Annotated in this window: 19 protein-coding genes and 1 riboswitch; of the genes, 13 read left to right on the top strand and 6 right to left on the bottom strand. The window is 71.8% G+C overall.

Annotation, left to right across the window (positions count from 1 at the left end; genetic code table 11):
• Positions 1 to 7 precede the first annotated feature (7 nt).
• Positions 8 to 586, bottom strand: a complete 579-nt coding sequence (locus tag LY40_RS06120) for a TetR/AcrR family transcriptional regulator C-terminal domain-containing protein (protein ID WP_183777999.1) — start codon at positions 584 to 586, stop codon at positions 8 to 10.
• 128 nt (positions 587 to 714) lie between these two features.
• Positions 715 to 2,211, bottom strand: a complete 1,497-nt coding sequence (locus tag LY40_RS06115) for a S8 family peptidase (RefSeq protein ID WP_258936183.1) — start codon at positions 2,209 to 2,211, stop codon at positions 715 to 717.
• A gap of 604 nt (positions 2,212 to 2,815) precedes the next feature.
• On the opposite strand from LY40_RS06115, the gene LY40_RS06110 reads away from it, so the two are divergent.
• The 5 genes from LY40_RS06110 to proB all read left to right on the top strand — a co-directional run bounded on the left by LY40_RS06110 (position 2,816) and on the right by proB (position 10,342).
• A complete protein-coding gene (locus LY40_RS06110) occupies positions 2,816 to 6,637 on the top strand; it encodes an Rne/Rng family ribonuclease (protein ID WP_258936182.1) in 3,822 nt (1,273 codons plus the stop codon).
• A gap of 153 nt (positions 6,638 to 6,790) precedes the next feature.
• The gene (rplU, locus tag LY40_RS06105; protein ID WP_183656051.1) at positions 6,791 to 7,105 is read left to right on the top strand and encodes a 50S ribosomal protein L21; all 315 of its coding nucleotides are present in this window, start codon (positions 6,791 to 6,793) and stop codon (positions 7,103 to 7,105) included.
• A gap of 35 nt (positions 7,106 to 7,140) precedes the next feature.
• Positions 7,141 to 7,398: a 50S ribosomal protein L27 gene (gene rpmA / locus LY40_RS06100; RefSeq protein WP_183654789.1), complete on the top strand. Its 258-nt coding sequence runs from the start codon at positions 7,141 to 7,143 to the stop codon at positions 7,396 to 7,398.
• Between the two features lie 244 nt (positions 7,399 to 7,642).
• Positions 7,643 to 9,145, top strand: a complete 1,503-nt coding sequence (obgE, locus tag LY40_RS06095) for a GTPase ObgE (protein WP_183777994.1) — start codon at positions 7,643 to 7,645, stop codon at positions 9,143 to 9,145.
• Between the two features lie 84 nt (positions 9,146 to 9,229).
• The gene (gene proB, locus LY40_RS06090) at positions 9,230 to 10,342 is read left to right on the top strand and encodes a glutamate 5-kinase (protein ID WP_183777992.1); all 1,113 of its coding nucleotides are present in this window, start codon (positions 9,230 to 9,232) and stop codon (positions 10,340 to 10,342) included.
• A gap of 45 nt (positions 10,343 to 10,387) precedes the next feature.
• Here proB and LY40_RS06085 read toward each other — a convergent pair whose 3' ends face one another.
• Together LY40_RS06085 and LY40_RS06080 are read right to left on the bottom strand one after the other, a co-directional pair.
• Positions 10,388 to 11,674, bottom strand: coding sequence for an MFS transporter (locus tag LY40_RS06085; RefSeq protein ID WP_183777990.1), 1,287 nt, complete (start codon positions 11,672 to 11,674; stop codon positions 10,388 to 10,390).
• Positions 11,675 to 11,929: 255 nt separating this feature from the next.
• A complete protein-coding gene (locus tag LY40_RS06080; RefSeq protein ID WP_258936181.1) occupies positions 11,930 to 14,053 on the bottom strand; it encodes a RecQ family ATP-dependent DNA helicase in 2,124 nt (707 codons plus the stop codon).
• Between the two features lie 302 nt (positions 14,054 to 14,355).
• Here LY40_RS06080 and nadD point away from each other — a divergent pair, with 302 nt between their 5' ends.
• The 7 genes from nadD (at position 14,356) to LY40_RS06045 (ending at position 21,525) form a co-directional block, all read left to right on the top strand.
• Complete coding sequence (nadD, locus tag LY40_RS06075; RefSeq protein WP_183777985.1) at positions 14,356 to 14,952, top strand: nicotinate-nucleotide adenylyltransferase; 597 nt, start codon at positions 14,356 to 14,358, stop codon at positions 14,950 to 14,952.
• 78 nt (positions 14,953 to 15,030) lie between these two features.
• The gene (rsfS, locus tag LY40_RS06070; RefSeq protein WP_183777983.1) at positions 15,031 to 15,432 is read left to right on the top strand and encodes a ribosome silencing factor; all 402 of its coding nucleotides are present in this window, start codon (positions 15,031 to 15,033) and stop codon (positions 15,430 to 15,432) included.
• Positions 15,429 to 16,040 (top strand): histidine phosphatase family protein, encoded by a 612-nt coding sequence (locus LY40_RS06065; RefSeq protein WP_183777981.1) that lies wholly within the window; start codon positions 15,429 to 15,431, stop codon positions 16,038 to 16,040. The genes rsfS and LY40_RS06065 overlap by 4 nt, the downstream gene beginning before the upstream one ends.
• An 8-nt stretch (positions 16,041 to 16,048) precedes the next feature.
• Positions 16,049 to 16,828: a diglucosylglycerate octanoyltransferase gene (gene octT / locus LY40_RS06060; protein WP_258936180.1), complete on the top strand. Its 780-nt coding sequence runs from the start codon at positions 16,049 to 16,051 to the stop codon at positions 16,826 to 16,828.
• Positions 16,829 to 16,837: 9 nt separating this feature from the next.
• Entirely contained in the window at positions 16,838 to 17,692 is an 855-nt protein-coding gene (locus LY40_RS06055) for a DegV family protein (RefSeq protein ID WP_183777977.1), read from the top strand.
• Positions 17,693 to 17,896: 204 nt separating this feature from the next.
• The gene (locus LY40_RS06050; protein WP_258936179.1) at positions 17,897 to 19,069 is read left to right on the top strand and encodes a ComEA family DNA-binding protein; all 1,173 of its coding nucleotides are present in this window, start codon (positions 17,897 to 17,899) and stop codon (positions 19,067 to 19,069) included.
• Positions 19,066 to 21,525 (top strand): ComEC/Rec2 family competence protein, encoded by a 2,460-nt coding sequence (locus tag LY40_RS06045; RefSeq protein WP_372497683.1) that lies wholly within the window; start codon positions 19,066 to 19,068, stop codon positions 21,523 to 21,525. The genes LY40_RS06050 and LY40_RS06045 overlap by 4 nt, the downstream gene beginning before the upstream one ends.
• Positions 21,526 to 21,584: 59 nt before the next feature.
• Here the strand turns inward: LY40_RS06045 and thrC are convergent, their stop codons facing one another.
• Entirely contained in the window at positions 21,585 to 22,847 is a 1,263-nt protein-coding gene (gene thrC / locus LY40_RS06040; protein ID WP_183777973.1) for a threonine synthase, read from the bottom strand.
• A gap of 13 nt (positions 22,848 to 22,860) precedes the next feature.
• A riboswitch (SAM riboswitch) is annotated at positions 22,861 to 22,993 on the bottom strand.
• A gap of 113 nt (positions 22,994 to 23,106) precedes the next feature.
• Between thrC and holA the strand changes: the two genes are divergently transcribed.
• A complete protein-coding gene (gene holA / locus LY40_RS06035; protein WP_258936178.1) occupies positions 23,107 to 24,087 on the top strand; it encodes a DNA polymerase III subunit delta in 981 nt (326 codons plus the stop codon).
• A 422-nt stretch (positions 24,088 to 24,509) separates the two neighbouring features.
• On the opposite strand, the gene rpsT is transcribed toward holA, so the two are convergent.
• Positions 24,510 to 24,770 (bottom strand): 30S ribosomal protein S20, encoded by a 261-nt coding sequence (rpsT, locus tag LY40_RS06030; protein WP_183777969.1) that lies wholly within the window; start codon positions 24,768 to 24,770, stop codon positions 24,510 to 24,512.
• Positions 24,771 to 24,911 lie beyond the last annotated feature (141 nt).

Below are 24,911 nucleotides of genomic sequence, written 5' to 3'. Positions count from 1 at the left end.
CCGTTCCTCACGTGTGCCGGGCGTGCTCGTCGCCGGCGGCCACGCGTGCGCGCAGTCCGTCGAGCAGGAGCTCGAGGGAGGGTTCGACATCGGACCGGCCGACGGGAACGCCATCGATAGCTCCTGCGCTGGCGGCCTGCAACGCGGTCTGTTCTTCGGCGGTGTGCCCGAACACCAGGTGCAGCAGAGCGCGCGCCCCGGTTTCGACGAGGTCGGCGGGCAGCCCGCCGTCGCGGAGGGCCGTGCGCAGCCGCTCCGCGGGACCGTCCGCCCCGAGCCCAAACGTGTGCGCCGTGACGACGACCTCCGCGCCGTCGCGATACGCGAGCATGGCGTCCCGTAGCTCGGTGCAGATCTCGACAGCCCGGGCGTCCCACCGGTGCGCCCGTGCCGGCCGCCGGCCTCTCGCCAGGATCTCGTCGGCGACGGCGGCCAGCAAGGTCTGCTTGTTCGGCACGTGGTGGTAGAGCGCGCTGGGACGCACTCCCAGCTCTGTGGCCAGCCTGCGCATCGTCAACGACTCGAGTCCGTACTCGTCGAGCACGGTGATCGCGTGCGCCACGACATCGGACCGGCTGTGACGCATGCGGACCCCTCTCGTCGGTCGATCGGTGCCCATCACCCTAACCTGAGCACTGTTCACCTGAACGTCGTTCAGCTGCTCCTTGGTGCGGTGACTGGTTCGGCGACGCGACGTGCGCGTGGCTGGCGCCGTCAGTGCTGCTCGCCGAGCCGCACCAGCAACCGGTGCACCGCGTGGGTCGCGTGGGCCGCACCGGCGTCGACCATGCCGCTGCCGTGGAACGTGTTGTCCTCGCGCGGTCCCGTGCAGGCACCGTCCTCGTGCGCGGCCCCGGGGCACGCGATCGGCCGGGCCTGGCGGTGCAGCATCCGCCGCAGCGTGTCCGGGGAACGCCCGTCGGAACCGCTCGCGGCCAGGAGCGCGGCCGCGCCCGCGACGTGCGGGGCCGCCATCGAGGTGCCGCACATCCGGTCGTAGCCCCCGGGCACGGTCGACAGCACGCAGTGACCCGACGAGCCGCCCGGCGCGGCGAGATCGATCACGTTCCGCCCGTAGGAGCTGTAGTCGGTCTTGGTGCCGCGATGGTCGACGGCGGCGACCGTGACCGTGTTCCGGAGCCCGGCGGGCACGGCCACACAGTTCCGCGTGAGGTCACCGTTCCCGGCGCTCCCGCCGTGGTGTAGCTCGCTGTGGGGGAGGGGGCCCAATTCGAAGCCGTCGTTGGTGGCCGCCGCGACGGTGAGGGTGCCCGATCGCTCGGCGAACTCGACGGCCCGCGCCACGGCCTCGTGCACGACCCGGCTGCCGCGGCTCGCCGCACACGACACGCCCGACGGCGCGACGGTGACGCTGCTGTTGGCCACGGCCATGCTCCGGCGCGCCGCCCACATGTACCCGCACACGGCGGCCTCCGGGGTGACGTACCCGTCGTCGTCGACGACCCGCAGGGACGCGAGCCGTACGCCGGGTGCGGTGCCGGTGATGCCGCGGCCGTCGTCGGCTGCGCCGACGAGGCCCGCGACGTGGGTGCCGTGTGCGGAACGGCGCGCCGACCACGCCGATCGGCGCCGGTCGGGGACGCCGCGCACGCAGCCTGCCGAGGCGGCGGGGTCGACGGCCTCGGCCAGGTCGGGGTGCGTCGCGTCGATGCCCGAGTCGAGGACACCCACGGTGACGTCGGCGAGGTCGGCCTGCGCCGGGTGGGTGCGATCCGCGTCGACACCGGGAGCGCCGGTCATGTGCAGGTTCCACTGCTCGCCGGTCCGATCGGGGGTCCGCACGCCATCGTGGCCCGTTTCACCGGTGGCGGCCGTCGCCGCACCCTCCTGCCGTGGGGTCCGCCGGCTGGTCGCCCCGGTGGTGGAGCCCCACGCGCGCAGGTGGCGGGCGCGCTGGGCGCTGAACGTCCGGTCCGGTCCCAGCGCCGTGTCGAAGTCCGGGTCGCTCGACGTGGCGACGGCGACCGCGATCTCGGGAAAGTAGCCGGTCAGGGCGCCGCATGCGGTGTCGACGGCGTGGCGGGCCTCGGAATCCGACGTTCCCGGGGCGAACACCACGACATACCGCCACGCCCGGGAGTCGGTGTGACAGGTCTCACTGTGTGCGGCGTGCGCCGGTGTCGTGGCCGTCAGTTGTGCGGCGACGGCGAGTGCGGCGCACGCGAGCGGCAGGCTCCTCCGGCCGAGCACGGGACCTCCGTCGATGTCGGCGGGACAGCCGCGTCGGCATCCGTGATCCGCGACTACCCCATGACGCACCGTAGCCACGGGTCTGTGCGAGCGCCAAGCATTTCGCACCACCCGGGTGACCGGACCGGAGGTGTCGTGGAGGCCGCGCCGCGCGGTGCCCGCCGCGGTGTGTGGGATACTGGACGCGGCCATCGAGCCGTCGTCGCCGGATCAGTACGGCGCACGCAGGGGCGGTGGCCCGGTGACGTGCCGATTCCGGATCCGAGTCGTCGCCGCGGGCACGCGCCATGTGCCTGGCGGCTGGGACGACGTGGACACCGGGCTCGGACGCCGGAACGCTGTGTCGACGTCGACGGCTCGGGAGGCACCGAGAGGTCGCGAACAGGGCGGCCGCGTCGCCGCGGGACCCGCCACATCGGGCATGTCGGAAGATCCGGCGCTCACGTGGCACGAGTGACAACAGGATTCCCGCCGGTGGTGAGCCCACCACGGCGGTAAACAAGGAACGGCCCCTGTGCGGCCGCGTCCTGTGAGCCGGTGCCGGCAGCGAGGTGAGAAGCCTCGGCCGGACGGACGCAGGCGCGCCCGGGGGCGGAGGAGACATATGTCGAACGCGGACACACCCGCCGAGAACACCGGCGGGGCCGCCGCCACACCCACCGCACGTGCACTGGCAGACCTGCCCAACCGGGTGCGGGTCCACGCGCTGGCGAAACTGCTCGGCTCGAGCAGCAGGGAAGTGCTCGGGATGCTCGCCGACCTCGGCGAGACCGCACGGAGCCCGCAGTCCAGCGTGCACCGGGACGTCGCGCTGAAGGTCGCCGAGAACGCAGGCGTGCTGACCGAGGAAGGCGAAGCGGGTGCCGGGGACACGGTGGCCGCAGCCGACTCGGCGGGGGAGCAGGCGGCGAAGCCGACTCCGGAGGAGTCGAGCCCGGACCCGGCGCCAGCTGCGCAACCGGCGACTGCCGGGGCCGCGACGGCAGCGAAGCCCGCCGCTGCCGAGGAGGCCGCGGCCCAGGACACCGCGGCGTCCGCCGCCGCTGCCGGCAACGCTGCTGCCGAAAACGCTGCTGCCGGCAACGCTGCTGCCGAAAACGCTGCTGCCGAAAACGCTGCTGCCGAAAAGACGGCACCGAAGAGTGGGGCGCCGGCGGGCGCCGAGTCCACGAGTGCGTCGAAGGGCGCCGCCGGTGAGGCCGGCCCGGCCGCCGCTGCGCACACGCCGCTGTTCGCGGCGCCGTCACCGGTCTTCCTGCCGCCGGAGCCGACGGTGGAGACCGCTCCGGCCGGCGGTGCGGCCGACGAGGCGGAACCGGAAGACACGGCCGCGCAGGACGAGAGTGCGGCCGACGCCGACACAGCCGGTGAGCGCGACACGAGCGACTCCTCGTCGTCGGACGACACGGGCGACGACCAGTCCGGTGACGGCGGCCGCCGCCGTCGCCGCCGTGGCCGCCGTGGCCGCGGCCGTGGCAAGGGTGGCGACGAGAACGGCGGTGACGACCAGCAGGGCGACATCGCGGACGAGGCCGCAGGTCAGGACGACACGTCGGGCGGGGATTCCTCGACGGGCGAGTCGTCGAGCGACCAGTCGGCCGGTTCCGACGAGCAGGCCGACGGCGCGGACGGTGACGACACCGACGGCGAGTCCGGCCAGTCGGACGCGGGCAGCAAGCGCCGCCGTCGCCGCCGTCGCCGCAAGGGTGGCGGCAGTGACGACGCCGACGGCCAGTCGCAGGACGATCCGCCCAACACGGTGGTGCACGTCCGCGACGGCAAGCAGGACAAGGGCGACAAGAACGACAAGGGTGACAAGGGCGACAAGGGCGACAAGGGCGACAAGGGCGACAAGGGTGGCGACGGCGTGCGCAGTGTGCGCGGGTCGACGCGGCTCGAGGCGAAGCGCCAGCGTCGCCGGGACGGCCGGGAGGCGGGCCGCCGCCGCGCGCCGATCCTGTCCGAGTCGGAGTTCCTCGCCCGGCGGGAATCGGTCGAGCGCACGATGGTCGTCCGGGAGCACGGTGAGTCGACACAGATCGGCGTGCTCGAGGACGGGGTGCTCGTCGAACACTTCGTGACCTCGCAGGGCAGCGGTTCGATCGTCGGCAACGTCTACCTGGGCCGGGTGCAGAACGTGCTGCCGTCCATGGAGGCGGCGTTCATCGACATCGGCCGCGGCCGCAACGCCGTGCTGTACGCGGGTGAGGTCGACTGGGACGCGGCCGGTCTGGAAGGCAAGGCGCGCAAGATCGAGCAGGCGCTCTCCAGCGGCGACCAGGTCCTGGTGCAGGTCACGAAGGACCCGGTCGGCCACAAGGGTGCGCGGCTGACCACGCAGATCTCGCTGCCCGGCCGGTTCCTGGTGTACGTGCCCTCGGGTGGTGCGACGGGCATCTCGCGCAAGCTGCCCGAGACCGAGCGTCGCAGGCTCAAGGACATCCTCAAGCGCATCGTGCCGGAGGACGCGGGTGTCATCATCCGCACCGCTTCCGAAGGCATCAGCGAGGACGAACTGGACCGCGACGTCCGCAGGCTGCAAGCGCAGTGGGAGGTCATCAAGGAGAAGTCGGAGTCGACCTCCTCGTCGTCGGGCAAGAAGTCCGGCGCCCCCGCGTTGCTGTACGAAGAGCCGGACCTGCTGGTCAAGGTCGTGCGGGACCAGTTCACCGAGGACTTCGTCAAGCTCGAGGTGCAGGGGCAGACGGCGTGGGAGACGATCAGCTCGTACGTCGAGCACGTCGCGCCGGACCTGATGGACCGTGTCAAGCGCTACGTCGGCAACGGCAACGTGTTCGCCGACTACCGGATCGACGAGCAGATCACCAAGGCACTCGACCGCAAGGTCTGGCTGCCGTCGGGCGGTTACCTGGTGATCGACCGCACCGAAGCGATGACCGTCATCGACGTCAACACCGGTAAGTTCACCGGTTCGGGCGGGAACCTCGAAGAGACCGTCACGCGGAACAATCTCGAGTCGGCGGAGGAGATCGTCCGCCAGCTCCGTCTCCGCGACATCGGCGGCATCATCGTCATCGACTTCATCGACATGGTGCTGGAGTCGAACCGCGATCTGGTGCTGCGCAGGCTCACCGAGTGCCTCGGCCGGGACCGCACACGGCATCAGGTGGCCGAGGTGACGTCGCTGGGCCTGGTGCAGATGACGCGCAAGCGGGTCGGCACCGGTCTGCTCGAGGCGTACTCGTCGACGTGCGAACACTGCAAGGGCCGCGGCGTGCTCGTCACGTCGGAGCCGAACGGCAACGGCGGCGGTCACCAGCACGGCAACGGCGGAGGTGGCCGCAAGCGCGGCCGGGGTAAGGGCGGCGACCAGCCGGACCAGGCCGAGAAGTCGAAGCAGGCCGACCAGGGACGGACGCCCGAGCAGCGCGAATCCGTGGTCACCGCCGTGCAGGCGGTGGCGAACGCGTCCAAGGTTGCCAAGCACGAGGACACCGCGGAGACCGGTGCGGCCCAGGCTGGTTCCGCCGATGAGCAGGCAGCCGCGGCTTCGTCCGACACGGCCGGATCGGCCGGTCAGGAGACGTCCGGCAAGCCCGGTAAGCGCAGCCGCGACCGCAAGAGCCGCCGCGACCGGGGCCCGGCCAAGGACCAGGTGTCCGAGTCGGCGCCGGAGGGCGCGAAGACGTCGGTGGCCGAGTCCTCGGTCTCCGGTGACACGGCTTCGGGGGACGCGGCTTCGAGGGACGCGGCTTCGGGTGACGCAGCCACCGGAACTCCGGTGCCCACGGCGCAGTCCGGGGTCACGGCGCAGCCCGAGGCCCCTGCGCAGCCCGAGGTCACCGAGCAGGTCGGGGCCGCCGCCGAGCGGACCGCGGCTGCAGAAGAGGCCGAGTCGGCAGCGGACGTGTCCGGCGCCCCGGCGACGTCCGGTGAGGACGAGCCCGTCGCAGCGAGGACCGGCGACGACAGGACCGGCGAGGACAGCGCCGGCGAGGACAGCGCCGTCGAGGACACGGCGGCCGCCCCGGCGACTGACGCTGCGACCTCTGAGGCGGTGGCTTCCGAGGCTGCGACCTCCGCGACGGCGACCTCCGAGGCGGCGGCTTCCGGGACGGCGGCGTCGGCCACACCGGCGTCCGGGGAGGCCGGCGGTGGCACCGCGCGGCGGGGCCGTCGCTCGGCGCGTCGCGCCGCGGGTAGGCCCACCGGGCCGGCAGCCGGCGCCTCGGGGAGTGGCGTCGAGGTGCAGACGGTGATGACCGGTACCATGAGCTCCTCGGCATCGTCCCCGGCGGAGTCGGGGACCCAGAGCAACGGGACCTCCGACGCGAGCGTTCCGGGCACGGCGGAGCAGGACGCGACCTCGGTCGCAACCGTCTCCGCGGTGCGGAGTAGTACCCGGCGTCCGCGCCGGGCGGCGGGCCGTCCCGCGGGACCGCCCGTCGATGACGAGAGCAGCTGATCGTGACCCCGGTGTCCCAACGTCACCGGGTGGCACGTAAGCTGGACAGCGGCCTGCTGTTGGAGCGGGCCGCTACACGCGAAGGCCGGATCGCCACGGGCGGTCCCCATCGCGTGAGCCCCCACCCACAGTCGAGCAATGCAGGAGACTTCCGTGTCGGCGTATGCAGTCGTCCAGACCGGCGGCAAGCAGTACAAGGTCGCCGTTGGTGACGTCGTCGAGGTCGAGAAGCTCGAGGGCGAGCCGGGCACCGAGCACACCTTCCCCGCCGTGCTTCACGTTGACGGCGGCAAGGTCACGTCGGACGCCGACGCGCTGGCGAAGGTCTCGGTCACCGGCAAGGTCGTCGAGCAGACCAAGGGTCCGAAGATCCGGATCCACAAGTTCAAGAACAAGACCGGCTACCACAAGCGCCAGGGTCACCGTCAGAAGCTGACCCGCGTTGAGGTCACCGGAATCAGCAAGTAAGGCTTTCGCCTTTTTCCAGAGGAGACTGAGCTCAGATGTCAACCAAGAAGGGCGCTTCCAGCTCCAAGAACGGTCGTGACTCCAACCCGAAGTACCTCGGTGTGAAGCGGTTCGGCGGTCAGGTCGTGAAGGCCGGCGAGATCCTGATCCGGCAGCGCGGTACCAAGTTCCACCCGGGTGACAACGTCGGCCGTGGCGGTGACGACACGCTGTTCGCCCTGGCCCCTGGCTCGGTCGAGTTCGGTGAGAAGCGCGGCCGCAAGATGATCAACGTGGTTCCGGGCGAGGGCTGAACGGCCCGACCAGCTACCACGAGTAACTCCGACGAGGGGCGGGGCCGGAACAATTCCGGTCCCGCCCCTCGTTGTTTTTCGTGGTGCGCCTGTGCCCCCGCGGGTTCGCACACCCCGAGCTCGGACACCCTGAACGCGCACACCGAGGTGCATCTCGACCGCCTGCACATCGCGGCCCGAGAGCGCCGGTCACAACCGAAAGCGCCCGTACTCCGGCAGCGCTTGTACTCCGAAAGGCAGAGCCATGACAACCCGATTCGTCGACCGGGCGGTGATCCATCTGACCGCCGGCTCGGGTGGGAACGGCTGCGCTTCCGTGCACCGGGAGAAGTTCAAACCGCTCGGCGGTCCTGACGGAGGCAACGGCGGCACGGGTGGTGACGTGCTGCTCGTCGTCGACCCGGGCGTGCACACGCTGCTGGACTTCCACTACCGGCCGCATGCGCGTGCGGGTAACGGCAAGCAGGGGCAGGGCAGCCACCGCAACGGTGCCGCGGGAGAGACGCTCGAACTGCGCGTGCCGGAGGGCACGGTCGTGCTGACCGAGGACGGCGAGGTGCTGGCCGATCTGGTGGGCGCCGGTACGACGTTCGTGGCGGCGAAAGGCGGCCGGGGCGGCCTCGGCAACGCCGCGCTGGCCTCGCGCGCCCGCAAAGCCCCGGGGTTCGCGCTGCTCGGGGAGGAAGGCGAATCCCGTGACCTGGTGCTCGAGCTGCGGTCGATGGCCGATGTCGGGTTGCTGGGCTTCCCCTCTGCCGGCAAGTCGTCGTTGATCTCGGTGCTGTCGGCGGCCAAGCCGAAGATCGCCGATTACCCGTTCACCACGCTCGTGCCGAACCTGGGTGTCGTCACCGCGGGTGACACGGTGTTCACCATGGCCGACGTGCCCGGTCTCATTCCCGGGGCCAGCGGGGGTAAGGGTCTCGGTCTGGACTTTCTGCGGCACATCGAACGCTGCGCCGTGTTCGTGCACGTCATCGACTGCGCGACGTACGAGGTGGACCGTGACCCGGTCTCGGACGTCGACGCGCTGGAGGAGGAGCTCGCGCGCTACACCCCGGCGCTGGGTGAGAGTCTCGCCGACCGGCCGAGGCTGGTCGTGCTCAACAAGGTGGACGTGCCCGACGCTGCCGAGCTCGCCGAGTTCGTGCGACCGGACCTGGAACAGCGTGGACTGCGCGTGTTCGAGGTGTCGACCGTGTCGCGCCAGGGGCTGCGGGAGCTGGGCTTCGCGCTGGGGGAGATCGTCGAGCGGACGCGCGCCGAACGGCCTGCCGCCGAGCCGACGCAGATCGTGCTCGCGCCGCCCGCGGTGGACGACAGCGGATTCACCATCGAGGCGGACCCCGACGAGCCCGGCGGGTTCATCGTGCGCGGGCCCAAGCCGGAGCGGTGGGTTAAGCAGACCAACTTCTCCAACGACGAGGCCGTGGGATACCTCGGCGACCGGCTCAACCGGCTCGGCGTGGAGGAGGAGCTCGCGCGGATGGGTGCCGAACCGGGATGCCCGGTGACGATCGGCGACTACACGTTCGAGTGGGAGCCGTCCACGCCGAGCGTCGTGACGCAGCTGGCGGGACGGGGCACGGATCCGCGCCTCGAGCGCAGCGACCGGGTGTCGGCGGCCGACCGGAAACAGGCGCGCCGGGCCCGCCGGGTGTCCGGCACCGGCGACACCGACGACGCCGGCGACGAGACCGCCGACATCAATCCGGACATCGACGCCGGCGGCGACGGCGACCGGTGACGGCGTTCGATCACGGCGTGCGGTGCCGGGCACGGCGAGCGAGTTCAGCGAGGGAACGGAGAGCTGCGGTGAGTGAGGGCGCCGGTGAGTGAGGCACGTGCGGCGATCGCGGGCGGGAGCCGGGTCGTCGTCAAAGTCGGGTCGTCGTCTCTGACGACCGCCGATGACGGTCTGGACGTCGCACGGCTCGACGCGCTCGTCGACGCCGTCGCCGGCAGGGTCGGGCGTGACGGTCAGGTCGTGCTCGTCTCCTCCGGTGCCATCGGCGCCGGGCTCGCGCCGCTGTCGCTGGACACCCGGCCACGGGATCTGGCCACGCAGCAGGCCGCGGCGAGTGTCGGCCAGCTGGCACTCGCGCACGCCTACGCGGCGTCGTTCGGCCGTCACGACCTCACCGTCGGCCAGGTGCTGTTGACGTCCAACGACGTGGTGCGCCGGGCGCACTATCGCAACGCGGAGCGGACACTGGGCCGGTTGCTCGCGCTCGACGCCGTGCCGGTGGTCAACGAGAACGACACGGTCGCCACGGAGGAGATCCGCTTCGGTGACAACGACCGGCTCGCCGCCCTCGTCGCCCATCTCGTCGGGGCGGACGGGCTCATCCTGCTGTCCGATGTGGACGCGCTGTACGACGGTGATCCGCGCGCGGGCGGCACACGAAAGATCGCCGAGGTGGCAGACGAGTCCGATTTGGACGGCCTGAAGGTCGGGATGTCCAGTTCGGGTCTCGGAACCGGTGGCATGATGTCGAAGGTCGCCGCCGCGAGGATGGCCGCATCCAGCGGTATTCCGGTGCTGGTTGCCGCGGCGGCGGACGCTCGGCGCGCACTGACCGGTGCGGACGTCGGCACGGCGTTCCACGCCGCGGGCAAACGGTTGTCGGCGCGCAGGTTCTGGCTCGGCTACGCCGCGGGCACCGAGGGCAGGCTGCAGCTCGACGACGGGGCGGTCGCCGCGGTCGTCGGCAAACGCCGGTCTCTGCTCGCCGCCGGCATCGTCGGGGTGGACGGGGACTTCCGCGCAGGCGACGTCGTCGACCTCGTCGACCCGGCACAGCAGGTGGTGGCCAGGGGAGTGGTGGCCTACGACGTCACCGAACTGCCCGAGATGATCGGCCGATCGACCCACGAACTGCCCGACGAGCACCGCCGCGAGGTCGTGCACGCCGACGACCTGGTGCCGATCGGCCGGCACTGAACGCCTGCGGTCGGTGCTGCGCCGGGTGAAGCGGGCCGCGCCTCGTCAGCGCAGTTCGCTGCCACGGGTCTCCGGCAGCCGGAGGATGACGAGAAACGCCACCGCCGAAGCCGCAGCGACGTACCAGAAGAACGCCACTCCGGCGCCCGCGTCGGACAACGCCGTGATGACGAGCGGGGCGGTGCCGCCGAACAGCGCGACCGTGAGGTTGTACCAGGCGCCGATGCCGAGAGCGCGCACCGACGTCGGGAACAGCTCGCTCATGACCGCTGGCGCGATCGACGTCATCGCCGTGTAGAGCCCGAGTCCGACGCAGAACACCAGGAGCAGGCCGCCGAATCCCGGGCCGACCAGGGTCGACAGCGGCACGATCAGCACCGCCGTCGCCGCGGACCAGACCAGTAGTTGCGGTTTGCGGCCCAGCCGGTCGGCGAGTGCGCCCATCGGATACTGCAGCGCGACGAAGAGGGCGGTCGCGATCGACAGGGCGAGGAAGACGTCGACGTCGTCGGCGCCCCGCGAGTTGACCGCGAACGGCGTGAGTGCGCTGAAGAAGGTGTAGTAGCAGAGCGTCGACAGCATCGTGAACCCGACGAGGTGGCCGACGGCCTTCGGGTGCTGGCTCAACGTCGTCAGCAGTGGGCGCCGCACGCGCCGGGCGGTGGCCTTGTTCTCCTCGAACTGCTCGGTCTCGGCGAGGGCGCGGCGCAGCCACAGTGCCACCAGTCCGAGCACGCCGCCCAGCAGGAACGGCAGTCGCCAGCCCCAGTCGTACAGCTGGGCCTCGGACAGACCGCGCGCGAGCCCGAACCCGAGCAGGGACGCGAGCAACACCGCTGATCCGGTGGAGATGTAGAAGAACGAGGAGTATCGGCCCCGGCGGGCGGGCGGAGCGATCTCGCCGAGGTAGGCCGAGGCGTTCGAGACCTCGCCGCCGAGCGACAGCCCCTGTGCGATGCGGGCCAGCAGCAACAGGATCGGTGCGAGCCAGCCGACCTGCTCGAACGTCGGCAGGACGCCGATCATTATCGACCCGCCCGCCATGAGCAGGATCGTGAAGATCATCGCTGGTCTGCGCCCGCGCACATCGGCGAGCCTGCCGATCAGCATCCCGCCGAGCGGGCGGAAGAAGAAGGCCAGGGCGTACGTCGCGAACGTGTTGATCGTGGCGAGCTCGCCGGGAAAGAACGCGCTCGCGAAGTAGATACTGAACGTCGCGTAGATGGTCCAGTCGAACCATTCCAGCGCGTTGCCCGCGCTGGCCGCGACCAATCTGCGTACCGGCAGCCTGTGTGGCGCGGTGCGGGATGCGGACACGTGCGATTCGACCATGTCGGCCCTCCACCTCGGCGTGGCATACGCCGCTGCGGCGGAGAACGCGCCGCGGCAGCAGAACGCACCGTGCCACAGTGACCACGACAGGGGAAGCCTCCGGACGCGCGATCGACGTCGCGCAGCCCGGAAGCGCCCGACGGAACCGGCCACGACCGGACCGACAGCGACAGAGCCGGCCGCGGAGCCGACGGAGCCGGCCGCGACGGAACCGACTCCGACGGTCCGCGGCACGAGCGGGACCGGGTCCGCCGGTCAGCTCGTCGAGGCCAGCGCGAGCGGCAGGACCTCGGCAGCACCGGCCCGCCGGAGCAGGCGGGCGCCGACCGTCATCGTCCAGCCGGTGTCGACGAGGTCGTCGACGAGCAGCACCGGACCGTCCGGTTCGCTCAGTGCCGCGTGGAGATCCACCGGTACCCGGAGCCGCTGCCACAGGTCCGCGAGTCTCACCGCGCTGTTGGCGCGGCGTGGCGGCGGCCCGTCGGCGTCGAGCGTGCCGATCAGCGGCAGCCTGCCGATCGAGGCGAGCCTGCCCGCCAGATCGGCCGTGAGCCGTGGCCTCCGCTGCGAGCCCACCGCCACGATGCCGGCGGGTCGCTCCTGCCAGTCCCACGAGGCCAGCACGGCGATACAGGCCTGGACCAGTTCGTCCGGCACGGGCCCGTCCGGCGACTCCGGACCGAGCAGGTCGCGCAGCCGCCCGCCCCATCCGACGTCGGTGAGCCTGCCGACGACCCGCCCCGGTGCGGCCTGCTCGCCGGTGCCGATGCGGCCGGACAGCGGTACGTCGAGCGCCGCCAGTCCCGTCGGCCACTGTTTCCGCGGTGCGAGCTCGACACCGGGTTTGGCCAGTGTTTCGGCCGTCTGTCCGACGATCTCGTCGGCGACGCGCGACGGCCAGCCTTCGCCGGTGCAGTTGTCGCACCGGCTGCAGGGCTGTGCGTGCGGATCGTCGAGTTGCCTGCGCAGGAACTCCATCCGGCAGTCGCCGGTCGCCGCGTAATCGACCATGGCCTGCTGTTCGGCTTCGCGAGCGATGCGCACACGCTCGTAACGCTCGGCGTCGTAACTCCACGGCGTTCCGGTGCCGACCCAGCCGCCCTTGACCCGCCGGACCGCGCCGTCGACGTCGAGCACCTTCAGCACCATCTCGAGTCGCGACCGGGACAGCTCCACCCGCGGTTCCAGCGCCGCCGTCGACAGGGGTCGGTCGGCGTAGGCGAGGGCGTCGAGCACCTGGTTGACGCGGTGTTCGTCGGGGAAGGCCAGTGAACCGAAGTAATCCCAGATCGCCTTGTCACCCGGTCCCGGCAGGAGCACCACCTCGGCCCGCTCCACGCCGCGACCCGCGCGGCCGACCTGCTGGTAGTAGGCGATCGGCGACGACGGTGCGCCGAGGTGGACCACGAAGCCGAGGTCGGGCTTGTCGAATCCCATGCCGAGCGCGGAGGTGGCGATGACGGCCTTGACCTTGCTGGCGAGCAGGTCGTCCTCGATGGCCTGACGGTCGGCGGGCTCGGTCTTGCCGGTGTAGGCGGCCACCTCGTAGCCGCGCTGGGCGAGCAGGGCGGCGGTGTCGTGCGCGGCGGCGACGGTGAGGGTGTAGACGATGCCGGAACCGGGCAGATCCGCCAGGTGCTCGGCGAGCCAGGCCAGCCGCGCCGTTTCCGTCGGCGTGTCGACCACGGCCAGGCGCAGGCTCTCGCGGTCCAGCGGACCCCGCAGGACGAGTGTGTCGGACTGTCTGCCGATGCCGAGCTGTTCGGCGACGTCGGTGACCACCCGGTCGTTGGCCGTCGCGGTCGTCGCCAGGACGGGAACGCCGTCGGGCAGCTCGGCCAGCAGCGTGCGGAGCCTGCGGTAGTCGGGGCGGAAGTCGTGGCCCCAGTCGGAGATGCAGTGGGCCTCGTCCACCACGAGCAGGCCGGCGGACGCGGCCAGCTTCGGCAACACGGCGTCGCGGAAGTCGGGGTTGTTGAGCCGTTCGGGGCTGACGAGCAGTACGTCGATCTCGCCCGCGTCGACGCCTGCCTGCACCTCGTCCCACTCCTGCTGGTTCGCCGAGTTCATCGTGGCGGCCCTGATGCCCGCCCGTGACGCGGCCGCGATCTGGTTCCGCATCAGCGCGAGCAACGGCGAGATGATCACCGTCGGGCCGGCGCCCTGCTGCCGCAGCAGTGCCGTGGCGAGGAAGTACACGGCCGATTTGCCCCAGCCCGTGCGCTGCACCACGAGCGCGCGCCGGTGTTCGGCGACGAGCGCCTCGATCGCTGTCCACTGGTCGTCGCGTAGCTGCGCGTGTTCACCCGCCAGCGCACGAAGCAGTGTGGCGGCGCGGTCGCGGAGGCTCTCGCCGGAGCCGTGTTCCTCGGTAGTCACGGGTCCAGCTCTACACCCGGGCGCCGACACTGTCCCCGCCGCGGGTCCGGTTGCCTGTCACGAACGGACCCTTCACTACTGGAATGTGACCCAGGTCACTTGAAAGTGTCGTCATGGGGCCGCGGCGGGGCGGTCTCATCCGTGATCGGAACGGGGACCCGGTCATCGGCGTGGTGCGTCCCCCAGATCACCACGCCGCCCCGTGTGGTGCGGGCCGACCCGGCAGGGGAGGGCCGGCCCGCATCACACGGACCACCGGCGCACGTCAGCGCCGAATCGGACGCGGTATAGGGTGGGTGGCCATGTCGTCGCGACGCATCGGGGTCATGGGCGGAACCTTCGATCCCGTGCACCACGGTCATCTCGTCGCCGCCAGCGAGGTACAGGCCAGATTCGAACTCGACGAGGTCATCTTCGTCCCGACCGGCCAGCCGTGGCAGAAGGCCGATCGGGTGGTCACGCCCGCCGAGGACCGCTATCTCATGACGGTCATCGCCACCGCGTCGAACCCGGTGTTCTCCGTCAGCAGGGTGGACATCGACCGCGGCGGTCAGACCTACACCGTCGACACGCTGCGTGACCTGCGCGTGCAGTATCCCGATGACGACCTGTTCTTCATCACCGGCGCCGACGCGCTCCAGCAGATCCTCACGTGGCGCGCCGCGGACGAAGTGTTCGCCAACGCCCACTTCATCGGCGTGACCCGGCCCGGATACCGCCTCGACGACGACCACCTGCCTCCCGGTAAGGCGAGTTTGGTCGAGGTCACGGCGATGGCGATCTCGTCGACCGCACTGCGCCAGCGGGTCGCAGGCGGTGAACCGGTCTGGTACCTCGTGCCCGACGGCGTCGTCCGCTACATCCACAAACGCGGGCTGTATCGCACGGATCACGCCTGACCGGGCGGAGTCGGCGGGCGCGTCGGCCCCTCCGGGTACCCTGCACCCGGCGTACGTACTAATCCGGAGGGCACCACCGTGGCAGCGACGGCCGAAGCACGAGACCTCGCGAACGTGGCCGCGCACGCGGCCGCTGACAAGAAAGCGACCGACATCGTCGTGCTCGACGTCTCCGATCAGCTCGTCATCACCGACGCCTTCGTCATCGCGTCCGCACCGAACGAACGGCAGGTCGGTGCGATCGTGGACAACGTCGAGGAGAAGATGCGCAAGGCCGGGCACAAGCCGGTGCGCCGCGAGGGCGAGCGGGAAGGCCGATGGGTGCTGCTCGACTTCGTCGACGTCGTGGTCCACGTGCAGCACGACGAGGAACGCGCCTTCTACGGGCTCGAACGCCTGTGGAAGGACTGCCCGCAACTCGAGGTCGACGGTCTGGACGAGGCGGTGGCCAGGGCCGCCGAGGAATCGGACGTCCCGTGAGCGTCGAGCGGATCGTACTCTGGCGGCACGGTGAGACCGATTACAACGCCGTCGGCCGGATGCAGGGCCACCTCGATTCGGCACTCACCGAGGTCGGCTGGAACCAGGCGCGCTTCGCCGTGGCCGCGCTGGCGCGGTTCGAACCGGACCTGGTGATCGCCTCCGACCTGCGCCGTGCCACCGACACCGCCACGGTGCTGACCGACGCGATCGGCGTGCCGCTGCGGCTCGACAAGCGGTTGCGCGAAACCCACCTGGGCGAGTGGCAGGGCATGACGGGCTCCGAGGTCGACGAGCAGTCGCCCGGTGAGCGGGACCGCTGGCGGCTCGACGCGACGTGGGCCCCGCCCGGCGGGGAATCACGGGTCGACGTCGCCGAGCGCGCCGGCGAGGTCGTCACCGACCTGCTGCGCGACGACGAGGAGTACGGCACCGTGCTGCTCGCGGCCCACGGTGGACTGATCCTCGCGCTGACCGCGTACCTGGTGGACCTGCCGGTGGAGCGGTGGCCCTCGCTCGGCGGTATCGGCAACTGTCACTGGGTGGACCTGCGCCGCCGTGACGACCGCTGGCGGCTGCAGGCCTACAACGCCGGTATGACGGGATAACACCGGCGATGACGGAGCAGGCCCCGGTGACCGCGCCGCGGATCCTCGTGCTCGGCGACTCGCTCACTTTTCACGGACCGGACAGCGGACATCCGGCGGACGAACCACGGCTGTGGCCCAACGTGTGCGCCCGGCACCTCGGCGGGGAGGCGGTCCTGTTCGCCGGTTTCGGGTGGACCGCCCGTGACGCGTGGTGGGCACTGATCGGCGATCCGCAGCTGTGGGCGGAGCTCCACCGGGCCGACGTCGTCGTGCTGGCCGTCGGCAGCATGGACACGTTGCCCTCGCCGCTGCCGACCTACCTGCGCACCGGCTTGCGCTATCTGCGCCCCGACGGACTCCGGCGGTTCGCCCGCGGCGCCTACCGTCGCGCACAGCCTGCGCTCGCACGGCTGACGCGGGGCCGGCCCGCCGTACTGCCCGCCCGGCTGACCGTGCGCTACCTCGACACGGCCGTCGGCGCGCTGCGCGTGCTTCGTCCCGAACTGCCGATCGTGGGCTGGCTGCCGTCGGTGCACCGGTCGGCCGACTACGGCCGGGTACACAGCGAACGGGCCGCGACCGCGGCACGGCTGACCGCGTGGTCCGAGCACGCCGACGTGCCGATGCTCGACGTGGCCGCCGTCGTCGGTGCGCACGTCCTCGGCGGGCACGGCAACCCCGACGGCATGCACTGGGGCTGGGACGGCCACGCCGCCGTCGGCCGGGCGATGGCGGACCGGATCTCGGCGGTCCGGCCCGGCGTGGCGGCCGCGCCGGTCCCCGGACGCGACGCTCACGGAACGTAGGCTGACGGCGTGCCGGTCGCCGTCGTCACCGATTCCACCGCTCACCTCCCGGAAGGCTGCGCCGAGAGGCTCGGCATCCGGGTAGTCCCGTTGCACGTGCTCGTCGACGGGCTGGCCGTTCCCGTCGAGGAGTTCGGCGCCGAGGAACTGACCGGTGCGCTACGGCGGAAACGGATCGTGACGACATCGCGGCCGACGCCCACGGAGTTCGCGGCGCAGTTCCGGGCCGCCCTCGACGCGGGCGCCGACTCGGTCGTGTCGGTGCACCTGTCGAAACGTCTCTCCGGCACCTGGGAGGCCGCGGTGCTCGCGGCCCAGGAGGTCGGTCCGGACCGGGTGCGCGTCGTCGATTCGCGGACCACGGCCATGGGACTCGGATTCGCCGCCAGCCACGCCGCGGCGGCCGCGCAGGCCGGCCTGACCGGTGCCGAGGTGGAGGACGCTGCGACGGCCACAGCGTTGCGGTCGCGGACGTTGTTCGTCGTCGAAACCCTCGAACATCTGCGCCGTGGTGGGCGTATCGGCCACGCGGCCGCACTGCTCGGGACCGCGCTGATGGTCAAGCCGGTGCTGCACATGGCCGAAGGGGAGATCACGCCGCTCGAGAAGGTACGCACCACCGGCAGAGCGATGGCACGGCTGGTCGAGCTGGCGGCCGAGGCAGCGGCAGGTGAGCCGGACGTGGAGGTCGCGGTACATCATCTCGCGGCACCGGACCGCGCGGCCGAACTGGCGACCCGGCTCGACGAACGCCTCCCCGCCTCGCGTGGCTGTGTCGTCACCGAACTGGGCGCCGTGATCGGCGCACACACCGGCCCCGGCGTCCTCGGCGTCGTGGTGCAGCGCCCGACTCCCCGGCAGTGAGGCCGCGGCGGTGTGAGGGTTGCCCGGGCGCGTGGCGCCGGGCCGTGATGCCGGGCCGTGGCGGCCCGGCATCGTAGCGCACCTCACCGACGACGACCGGCGACGACGGCGCTCGAGCCGGGAGTTGTTCACACCGCCCCGGCTGTCCACAGAATGCGGTTTTCCCTCTGCCGCCCCGGTCGCCGGCTTCCTAACGTCGAGCGGGTGTTCGACGAAACAGCGCAGGTCCGGGCCGGTCGCTCCGCCACGGCGGCCGCAAGGGGACCGCAACGACGACTGGCAGAGCTGGCCGCCCTCGCACCCCTCGACGACGCACTCCGCGCGCCGCCGGAGGAGACGGCGCCGCGCGGACGGCCGGGGATTGACACCGGCACCGGGCGCGGTGGCACGGCCGCCGGGCACGCATCGGACGCCGCGCCGGGATCAGGCCGATCCGGATCCGGCGACGACGGCCCCGCCCCGCCGGATGCGGTGACCGCACCGCCGGATGGGGCGCCGGTGTCGCCGGATCCGGCGGCGTCCCCGAGCGACGCCGCATCCCCGATCGAGGCGATGCGGTCGGCCAGTGAGACAGCGGCGCAGGACGAGCACGCCGGGCCGCTGCGCGAGAACCCGATGACCGCGGCATTGCGCGGCCGCGCCGGACGTCTCGTCGAACGATGGGTGCCCGCCGGTCTTGCAGGCTCCGGCCGCAGGCCGTCGCGGCGGTTGCTGGTGTCGGTGGCCGCGGGGGTGGTCATCGCGCTCGGCCTGGCCGGATTCGTGCTCGCCGACGAACCCGCCGCGGAGGCGCCGCCGCCGCTCCCCGCAGCCCAGCAGACGTCCGGATCCGCATCACCCCGTCCCACGTCGGCGTCGCAGTCCGCGACGGCACCATCGACGTCGGGCTCCGCCGCGGCGTCGTCGGGAGCGGCGGGCGAACGACTGGTCGTCAGCGTGGTCGGCAAGGTGCGCAGGCCCGGCCTCGTGCGGATGCGTGCCGGGGCGCGTGTCGCCGATGCGATCGAGTCCGCGGGCGGCGCGCCGCGCCGGGCCGACCTGCTGTCGGTCAACCTGGCCCGTGTGCTCGTCGACGGCGAGCAGATCTACGTCGGCGTGCCGGTGCCGCCGGAAGTGCGTGCCGGCGGCACCGCGGACGGCGCGCAGCCGAACGGCACCGGGACGGCCGACGAGACCGGCGACGAGCGCGTCCCGCTGAACACCGCCGACCAGGAGGCGCTGGAGAGCCTGCCCGGGGTCGGCGAGGTCACTGCGCAGCGAATCCTCGAGTGGCGTGACGACCACGGCGAGTTCACCGCGGTGGAACAACTGCGCGAGGTCGACGGGATCGGTGACAAACGCTTCGCGGACCTGCGCGACGCGGTGAGCATCGCATGACGCTCACCGCCGGTATCGGTGCCGCGTCCGAGGTCACCGCGGATCCCGCGGCGCGGCCACGTCGGGACATGCGGCTGGTGCCGGCGGCGCTCGCCGTGTGGGGCGGCGCTCTCGCGGGCCTGCAGTGGGGCTGGCAGTCGGCGGTCGCGGTCGGTGGCGTCGCCGTCGTCGCCGGAGGTCTCGTCGCGGTGCGCGCGCGGCGCCGTGGCGCGCCCAGGGTGGCCGCGGCGGCGATGGCCGTGGGCTGTTGCGGACTGCTGGTGCTGGTGCCCGTCGGCCTTCGGGTGCACGAGGCGGATGCGGACCCGCTCCGGGCGGTGGCCGCCGACGGCGGCGAAGTCCGGATGCGCACCGAGGTGCGGGAGCGACCACGCCCGCTGCGGGACGACGGGTACGGCGCTCAGCGCGGCGGGGCCCGGTCGGTGCTGGTGCCCGTGGACGTCGTGAGCGTCCATGATCGAGACGAGGCCGCCCGTGTCGGCACGGGCGGGGCCGGGTCCGGCGGCGACGGCCTCTCGTCGACGGGACGTGTCCTGCTCATCGGGCCGGTAGGCGAGTGGGCCCGGCTCCTGCCGGGGCAGCGGGTCAGCGTGACGGTCTCGTTGGCACCGGCCCGCCGCGGGGATCTGACCGTGGCGGTCGGCTACGTGCGCGGACCACCGGAGCGGGTCGACGCGGCCCCGGTCTGGCAGCGCGCGGCCGACGTCGTGCGCAGCGCACTGCGGGATGCCTCGGGAGTGCTCGGCGAGGACGAAGCGGGCCTGCTGCCCGGGCTCGTCGTCGGCGACACCGGTGATCAGTCGGCGCGTGTGGAGAAGGAGTTCCTCGACGCCGGGCTGTCCCACCTCACGGCGGTCAGCGGTTCGAACGTCGCCATCGTGTGCGGTGCGGTGCTCCTGCTCGCGCGTGCCGTGCGGCTCGGTCCACGCGTCTCGGCAGGTGCGGCCGGGATCGCGCTGGCGGGGTTCGTCGTGCTCGTCGGCTACGAACCGAGCGTGCTGCGCGCCGCGGTCATGGGAGCCCTGGGACTCGCCGCCCTCGTGCTCGGACGCCGGCGCTCCGTGGTGCCGGCGCTGGCGGCGGCCGTCTGCGGACTGATACTCGTCGACCCGGCGATGGCCACGAGCATGGGCTTCGCGCTGTCGGTCGTCGCGACCGGGGGTCTGATCTTCCTGGCACCCCGGTGGGCCGCCGCGCTCGCTGCGCGGCGCGTCCCGCCCGGCATGGCGGAGGCGCTCGCCGTGCCCGTGGCCGCCTTCGTCGCCACCGCACCGGTCATCGCCGGCATGGCGGGCGAGATCAGCATGGTCTCCGTCGCCGCGAATCTGCTCGCAGCGCCGGTGGTCGCGCCGGTCACGGTGCTCGGCGTGGCGGCGGCCGCGCTCGCCGTGCCTGCACCGGCGGCGGCCGAGGTCCTGGTGCACCTCGCCGGGCCGGGGGTGAGCTGGCTCGTGATCGTCGCCCGGGAGGCGGCCGCAGTGCCCGGGGCGGTCGTGTCCTGGCCGTCGGGGTGGTGGGGCGGGGTCGCCGCCGCGGGCATCGCCGTCGGTGCCGTCGCCGCGCTGCGGTACCGAAAGGCGCGCATGGCCGTGGCGATCGGTGTGACGGCAGCGCTCGTGGTGACCGTGCCACCACGGTTCCTGCAGGCCGGATGGCCGCCCGCCGGCTGGACGGTCGTGGCGTGCGATGTCGGCCAGGGTGACGGGATCGTGTTGGCCACCGGTACGCCCGGCCGGGCCGTGGTCGTCGACGTCGGTCCCGATGCCAGGGAGATCGACCGCTGTCTCGACCGGTTGGACGTCCGGCGGGTGCCACTGGTCGCGTTGAGCCACCTCCACGCCGACCACGTCGGCGGCCTGCATGCCGTGCTCGACGGCCGCAGTGTCGGTGCGATCGCCGTCGGCCGCGGACGCAGTCCGGCGTGGGCGTGGCGCGAAGTGTCGACCACGGCCCGTCGCCGCGCGGTGCCGCTGGTCGACCTGACGGTCGGCAGGACGCTGCGCTGGGACGCACTCACCCTCGAGGTCCTCGGTCCGCACTACACGCCGCAACGCGCACGCGCAGGCGAGAGTGAGGACGGCACCGTCGTCAACGACACGTCGGCCGTGTTGCGCGCGTCGACGCCCGCGGGACGCGTACTGCTCAGCGGGGACATCGAACTGACCGCCCAGAGCGACCTGCTCGCTCGCGACGTCGACCTGGGGGCCGAGGTGCTCAAGGTGCCACACCACGGCAGCCGCTACACCAGGCCCGAGTTCCTGGCCGCGGTGCGACCGCGCATCGCGCTGGTCAGCGTCGGTGCAGACAACGACTACGGGCACCCCAGCGACACCACCACGGATGCCTTGGAGGCAGTGGGCGCGCTCGTCGCGCGGACCGACCGGGGCGGAGACCTCGCGGTCGTCCCTGGCGACGGGGACGAACCCGCGCTCGTTCGACGCGGACCGGGACCGTGACGGAACGGCCCGCGTCGAACGAGGGAGTCGGAAGCAGCCGAGACCCGGCCGTCCGGTCGTCAGCCGCCGAGGACCTCGTTCACCGCGGCCGCCGACGGTGCGACCGTCGCCTTCGGGCCGATCTTGTCCTCGACCGCATCGAGGGTCTTGAGGCCGTCGCCGGTGATCAGCAGTACGGTCTCGGCGTCCGGGTCGATCTTGCCTGCCTCGATGAGCTTCTTCGCCGTCGCGACGGTCACGCCGCCCGCGGTCTCGGTGAAGATGCCTTCCGTGCGGGCCAGCAGCCGGATGCCTTCGACCACCTCGTCGTCGGTGACGTCCTCGACCGCGCCGCCGGTGCGGTTCACCGTGTCGAGCACGTAGGGCCCGTCGGCCGGGTTACCGATCGCCAGCGACCGCGCGATCGTGTCGGGCTTGACAGGCTGGACGACGTCGTGACCGTTGCGGAAAGCCGTTGAGACGGGCGAGCAGCCGCTGGCCTGGGCACCGAAAATGGTGTATGGCGAGTCCTCGACGAGGCCGAGCTGCGCCAGCTCCTTGAAACCCTTGTCGACCTTGGTCAGCTGCGAACCGGAGGCGATCGGCACCACGATCTGTTCGGGCAGGCGCCAGCCGAGCTGCTCGGCGACCTCGAAGCCGAGCGTCTTCGACCCCTCGGAGTAGTACGGCCGCACGTTGACGTTCACGAACGCCCACGACTCGTGCTCGGCGGCCAACTCGGTGGCCAAGCGGTTGACGTCGTCGTAGTTGCCGTCGACGGCGAGCAGTGCGCCGTCGTACACCGCGGTCGTGAGGATCTTCGCGCGCTCGAGCGAGGACGGCACGAGCACCACCGACTGCCAGCCGGCGCGGGCGGCTGCGGCAGCCACGGCATTGGCCAGGTTGCCCGTCGAAGGGCAGGCGAGCGTGTCGAAGCCGAACTCACGTGCCGCCGCGAGCGCCACGGCGACCACGCGGTCCTTGAACGAGTGCGTCGGGTTGCCGGTGTCGTCCTTCACCCAGAGGCGCTTCACACCGAGCGCCTTCGCCAGGTTGTCGGCCCGCACCAGCCGGGTACAGCCCGGTTCGGTGTTCGGGATCTCTTCGACGTTGGACGGGACGGGCAGCAGCTTCTTGTAGCGCCAGATGTTGCGCGGCCCGGACTCGATGTCCTCCCGGCGGACCCTGCCGAAGTCGTACCCGACCTCGAGCGGCGAGAAGTCCTCCGCGGAGACGAACTCCGGGGCGAGCGGCTGGCGGTGCCCCTCTTCCTTCGACACCAGTTCGACGGCCGGACCGAGGTCGACGGCCTTGGTGGTGGAGGGGGTCAGGGCTGCAGTCATCGCGAGGTTCCTTTCCTCATCTGCCCCGCTGGCACGGGTCGGAATTAGCACCGTTGTCGTCAGCTACCTCGCGGAATCGAGATGACAGGCTGACGCCGGTTGCCGGGGCTTCTGCGGGCCGTTCCCTCTGCCCCTCTTGATGAGCGGTATTCGATTGTCCGCCGTATGCCTGCGCGGCGTGTGTGGGCACCACATTAGGGCATAGCGATCAGTCCCGGCCATGCCGTTGCGCTCCATGTCACCGTGGCAGGATCAGGGTGTGACCGCGTCGACCGCCGCCCCTGCGCCCCTGCACCTCGTGCTGGGCGACGAAGAACTACTCGTCGACAGGGCTGTGCACGCCGCCGTAGGCGCGGCCAGAGCCGTGGACGAGACGGCCGAACTGACGCGGATGAAAGTGTCCGACCTCACGCCCCCGGAGCTGGCCGAACTCGTCAGCCCGTCGCTGTTCAGCGAGGGCCGGGTGATCGTGCTCGAACAGGCGCAGGACATCGGGCAGGAACTCGCCGACGCCGTGTCGGCCTATCTGAAGGACCCGGCCGACGGCGTGACGCTCGTCGTGGTGCATTCCGGGGGTGGCCGGAGCAAGGCCGCCAAGTCGCTGCCGACGGCGCTGAAGAAGGCGGGCGCCGAAGTCACCGAATGCGCCAAGATCACCAAGCCCGCCGAACGGGAGGCCTTCGTGCGTGCGGAGGTCAAACGGGCGGGTGGCCGGATCGATGCGGCGGGGGTGTCCGCCCTGGTCGACGCCGTCGGCTCGGACCTGCGGGAACTGTCGTCGGCGGCGACGCAGCTGGTGGCCGACTCGGGGGGCAAGGTCGACGAGGAGGCCGTCCGCCGCTATCACCGCGGCAAGGCCGACGTCACCGGTTTCCTGGTCGCGGAGAAGGCTGTCGGCGGGGATCGGGCCGCGGCGTTGGAGACGCTGCGGTGGGCACAGCAGATCGGTGTGCCGCACGTGCTCATCGCGGACGCGCTCGCCGACGCGGTACGGACCGTCGCCCGGGTGTCGGCCGCGGGCAGGGGGAACCCGAACCAGCTGGCGGGCGAGCTCGGTATGCCGCCGTGGAAGATCCGCAAGGCACAGGGACAGACGCGCGGTTGGAACGCGGCGGGACTCGCCGAGGCCATGCGGACGGTCGCCCGGGTGAACGCCGAGGTCAAGGGTGCGGCGGCCGACCCCGACTACGCGCTGGAACGCGCTGTGCTCGACGTCGTCGGCGCGAAGCAGAACCGCTGAGCAGAACCGCTGAGCAGGGACGAACGCCGGGAACCGGGCTACGGTCGTCGAACCGGACAGGACCAATGCGCCGGCGGAATCGGCGAGCCGCGCGGAACCGTCCAGTCGGCGGATTCGGCGCCGCGAGGTGCCGAGTGGGCAGCATCGCGGACCCGGGCCGGGCCGATCACCCGGGCGATGTGGTCGGCCCGGCCGGAGCGGCAGTACCGGGTTCGAGTGCATCGCGGTCCCGGAGGCGACAACGTGAGGCCGTGACAGGCGGACTGTGACACCGACACGCGGGCTGTGACACCGACACGCGGGCTGTGGCTCTGCAACGGGAACCTCGGGCTGCAACACGGGCCGGGGACGCAGCCGCGCATGACGAAGCCCCCGGCTTCCTGAGGAAACCGGGGGCTTCGCCCGAGTCGACGAGTGACAGCTCAGAGGTTGTTCACGCGCTGGGCCATGGCCGACTTCTTGTTCGCGGCCTGGTTCTTGTGGATGACGCCCTTGCTGGCGGCCTTGTCCAGCTGGCGGCCCGCGGCGCGCAGCATCTCGACGGCCTTGTCCTTGTCGCCGGCGTCGGCGGCCTCGCGGAACTTGCGGATCGAGGTCTTCACCGTGGACTTGACCGCCTGATTGCGCTGACGGCGCTTCTCGTTGGTCTGGATGCGCTTCATCTGGGACTTGATGTTGGCCACGAGGTGACTCCTTCATGTTCGGCCGTGTCCTACGGCTACTGGCGATCGCTGCCGCGCTCGTCTCGGCACCGGCTGAGCCGGGTTTCCTCCCTGGCGGAATGCCGCACGGCAGCGGTGGAACAGCTTATCAGCGCCGGTCAG

It is taken from the genome of Prauserella salsuginis (assembly GCF_024648885.1).
Taxonomy (GTDB): domain Bacteria; phylum Actinomycetota; class Actinomycetes; order Mycobacteriales; family Pseudonocardiaceae; genus Prauserella; species Prauserella salsuginis.
The sequence above is the reverse complement of the archived record's forward strand: the minus strand, read 5'-3'. Positions and strand labels throughout refer to the sequence as shown.

Bases quoted from the DNA above. Each gene is read 5' to 3' on its own strand.
- LY40_RS06120 (WP_183777999.1), bottom strand. From the start codon at position 586: ATGCGTCACAGCCGGTCCGATGTCGTGGCGCACGCGATCACCGTGCTC.
- LY40_RS06110 (WP_258936182.1), top strand. From the start codon at position 2,816: ATGTCGAACGCGGACACACCCGCCGAGAACACCGGCGGGGCCGCCGCC.
- rpmA (WP_183654789.1), top strand. From the start codon at position 7,141: ATGTCAACCAAGAAGGGCGCTTCCAGCTCCAAGAACGGTCGTGACTCC.
- obgE (WP_183777994.1), top strand. From the start codon at position 7,643: ATGACAACCCGATTCGTCGACCGGGCGGTGATCCATCTGACCGCCGGC.
- LY40_RS06085 (WP_183777990.1), bottom strand. From the start codon at position 11,674: ATGGTCGAATCGCACGTGTCCGCATCCCGCACCGCGCCACACAGGCTG.
- nadD (WP_183777985.1), top strand. From the start codon at position 14,356: ATGTCGTCGCGACGCATCGGGGTCATGGGCGGAACCTTCGATCCCGTG.
- octT (WP_258936180.1), top strand. From the start codon at position 16,049: ATGACGGAGCAGGCCCCGGTGACCGCGCCGCGGATCCTCGTGCTCGGC.
- LY40_RS06045 (WP_372497683.1), top strand. From the start codon at position 19,066: ATGACGCTCACCGCCGGTATCGGTGCCGCGTCCGAGGTCACCGCGGAT.
- thrC (WP_183777973.1), bottom strand. From the start codon at position 22,847: ATGACTGCAGCCCTGACCCCCTCCACCACCAAGGCCGTCGACCTCGGT.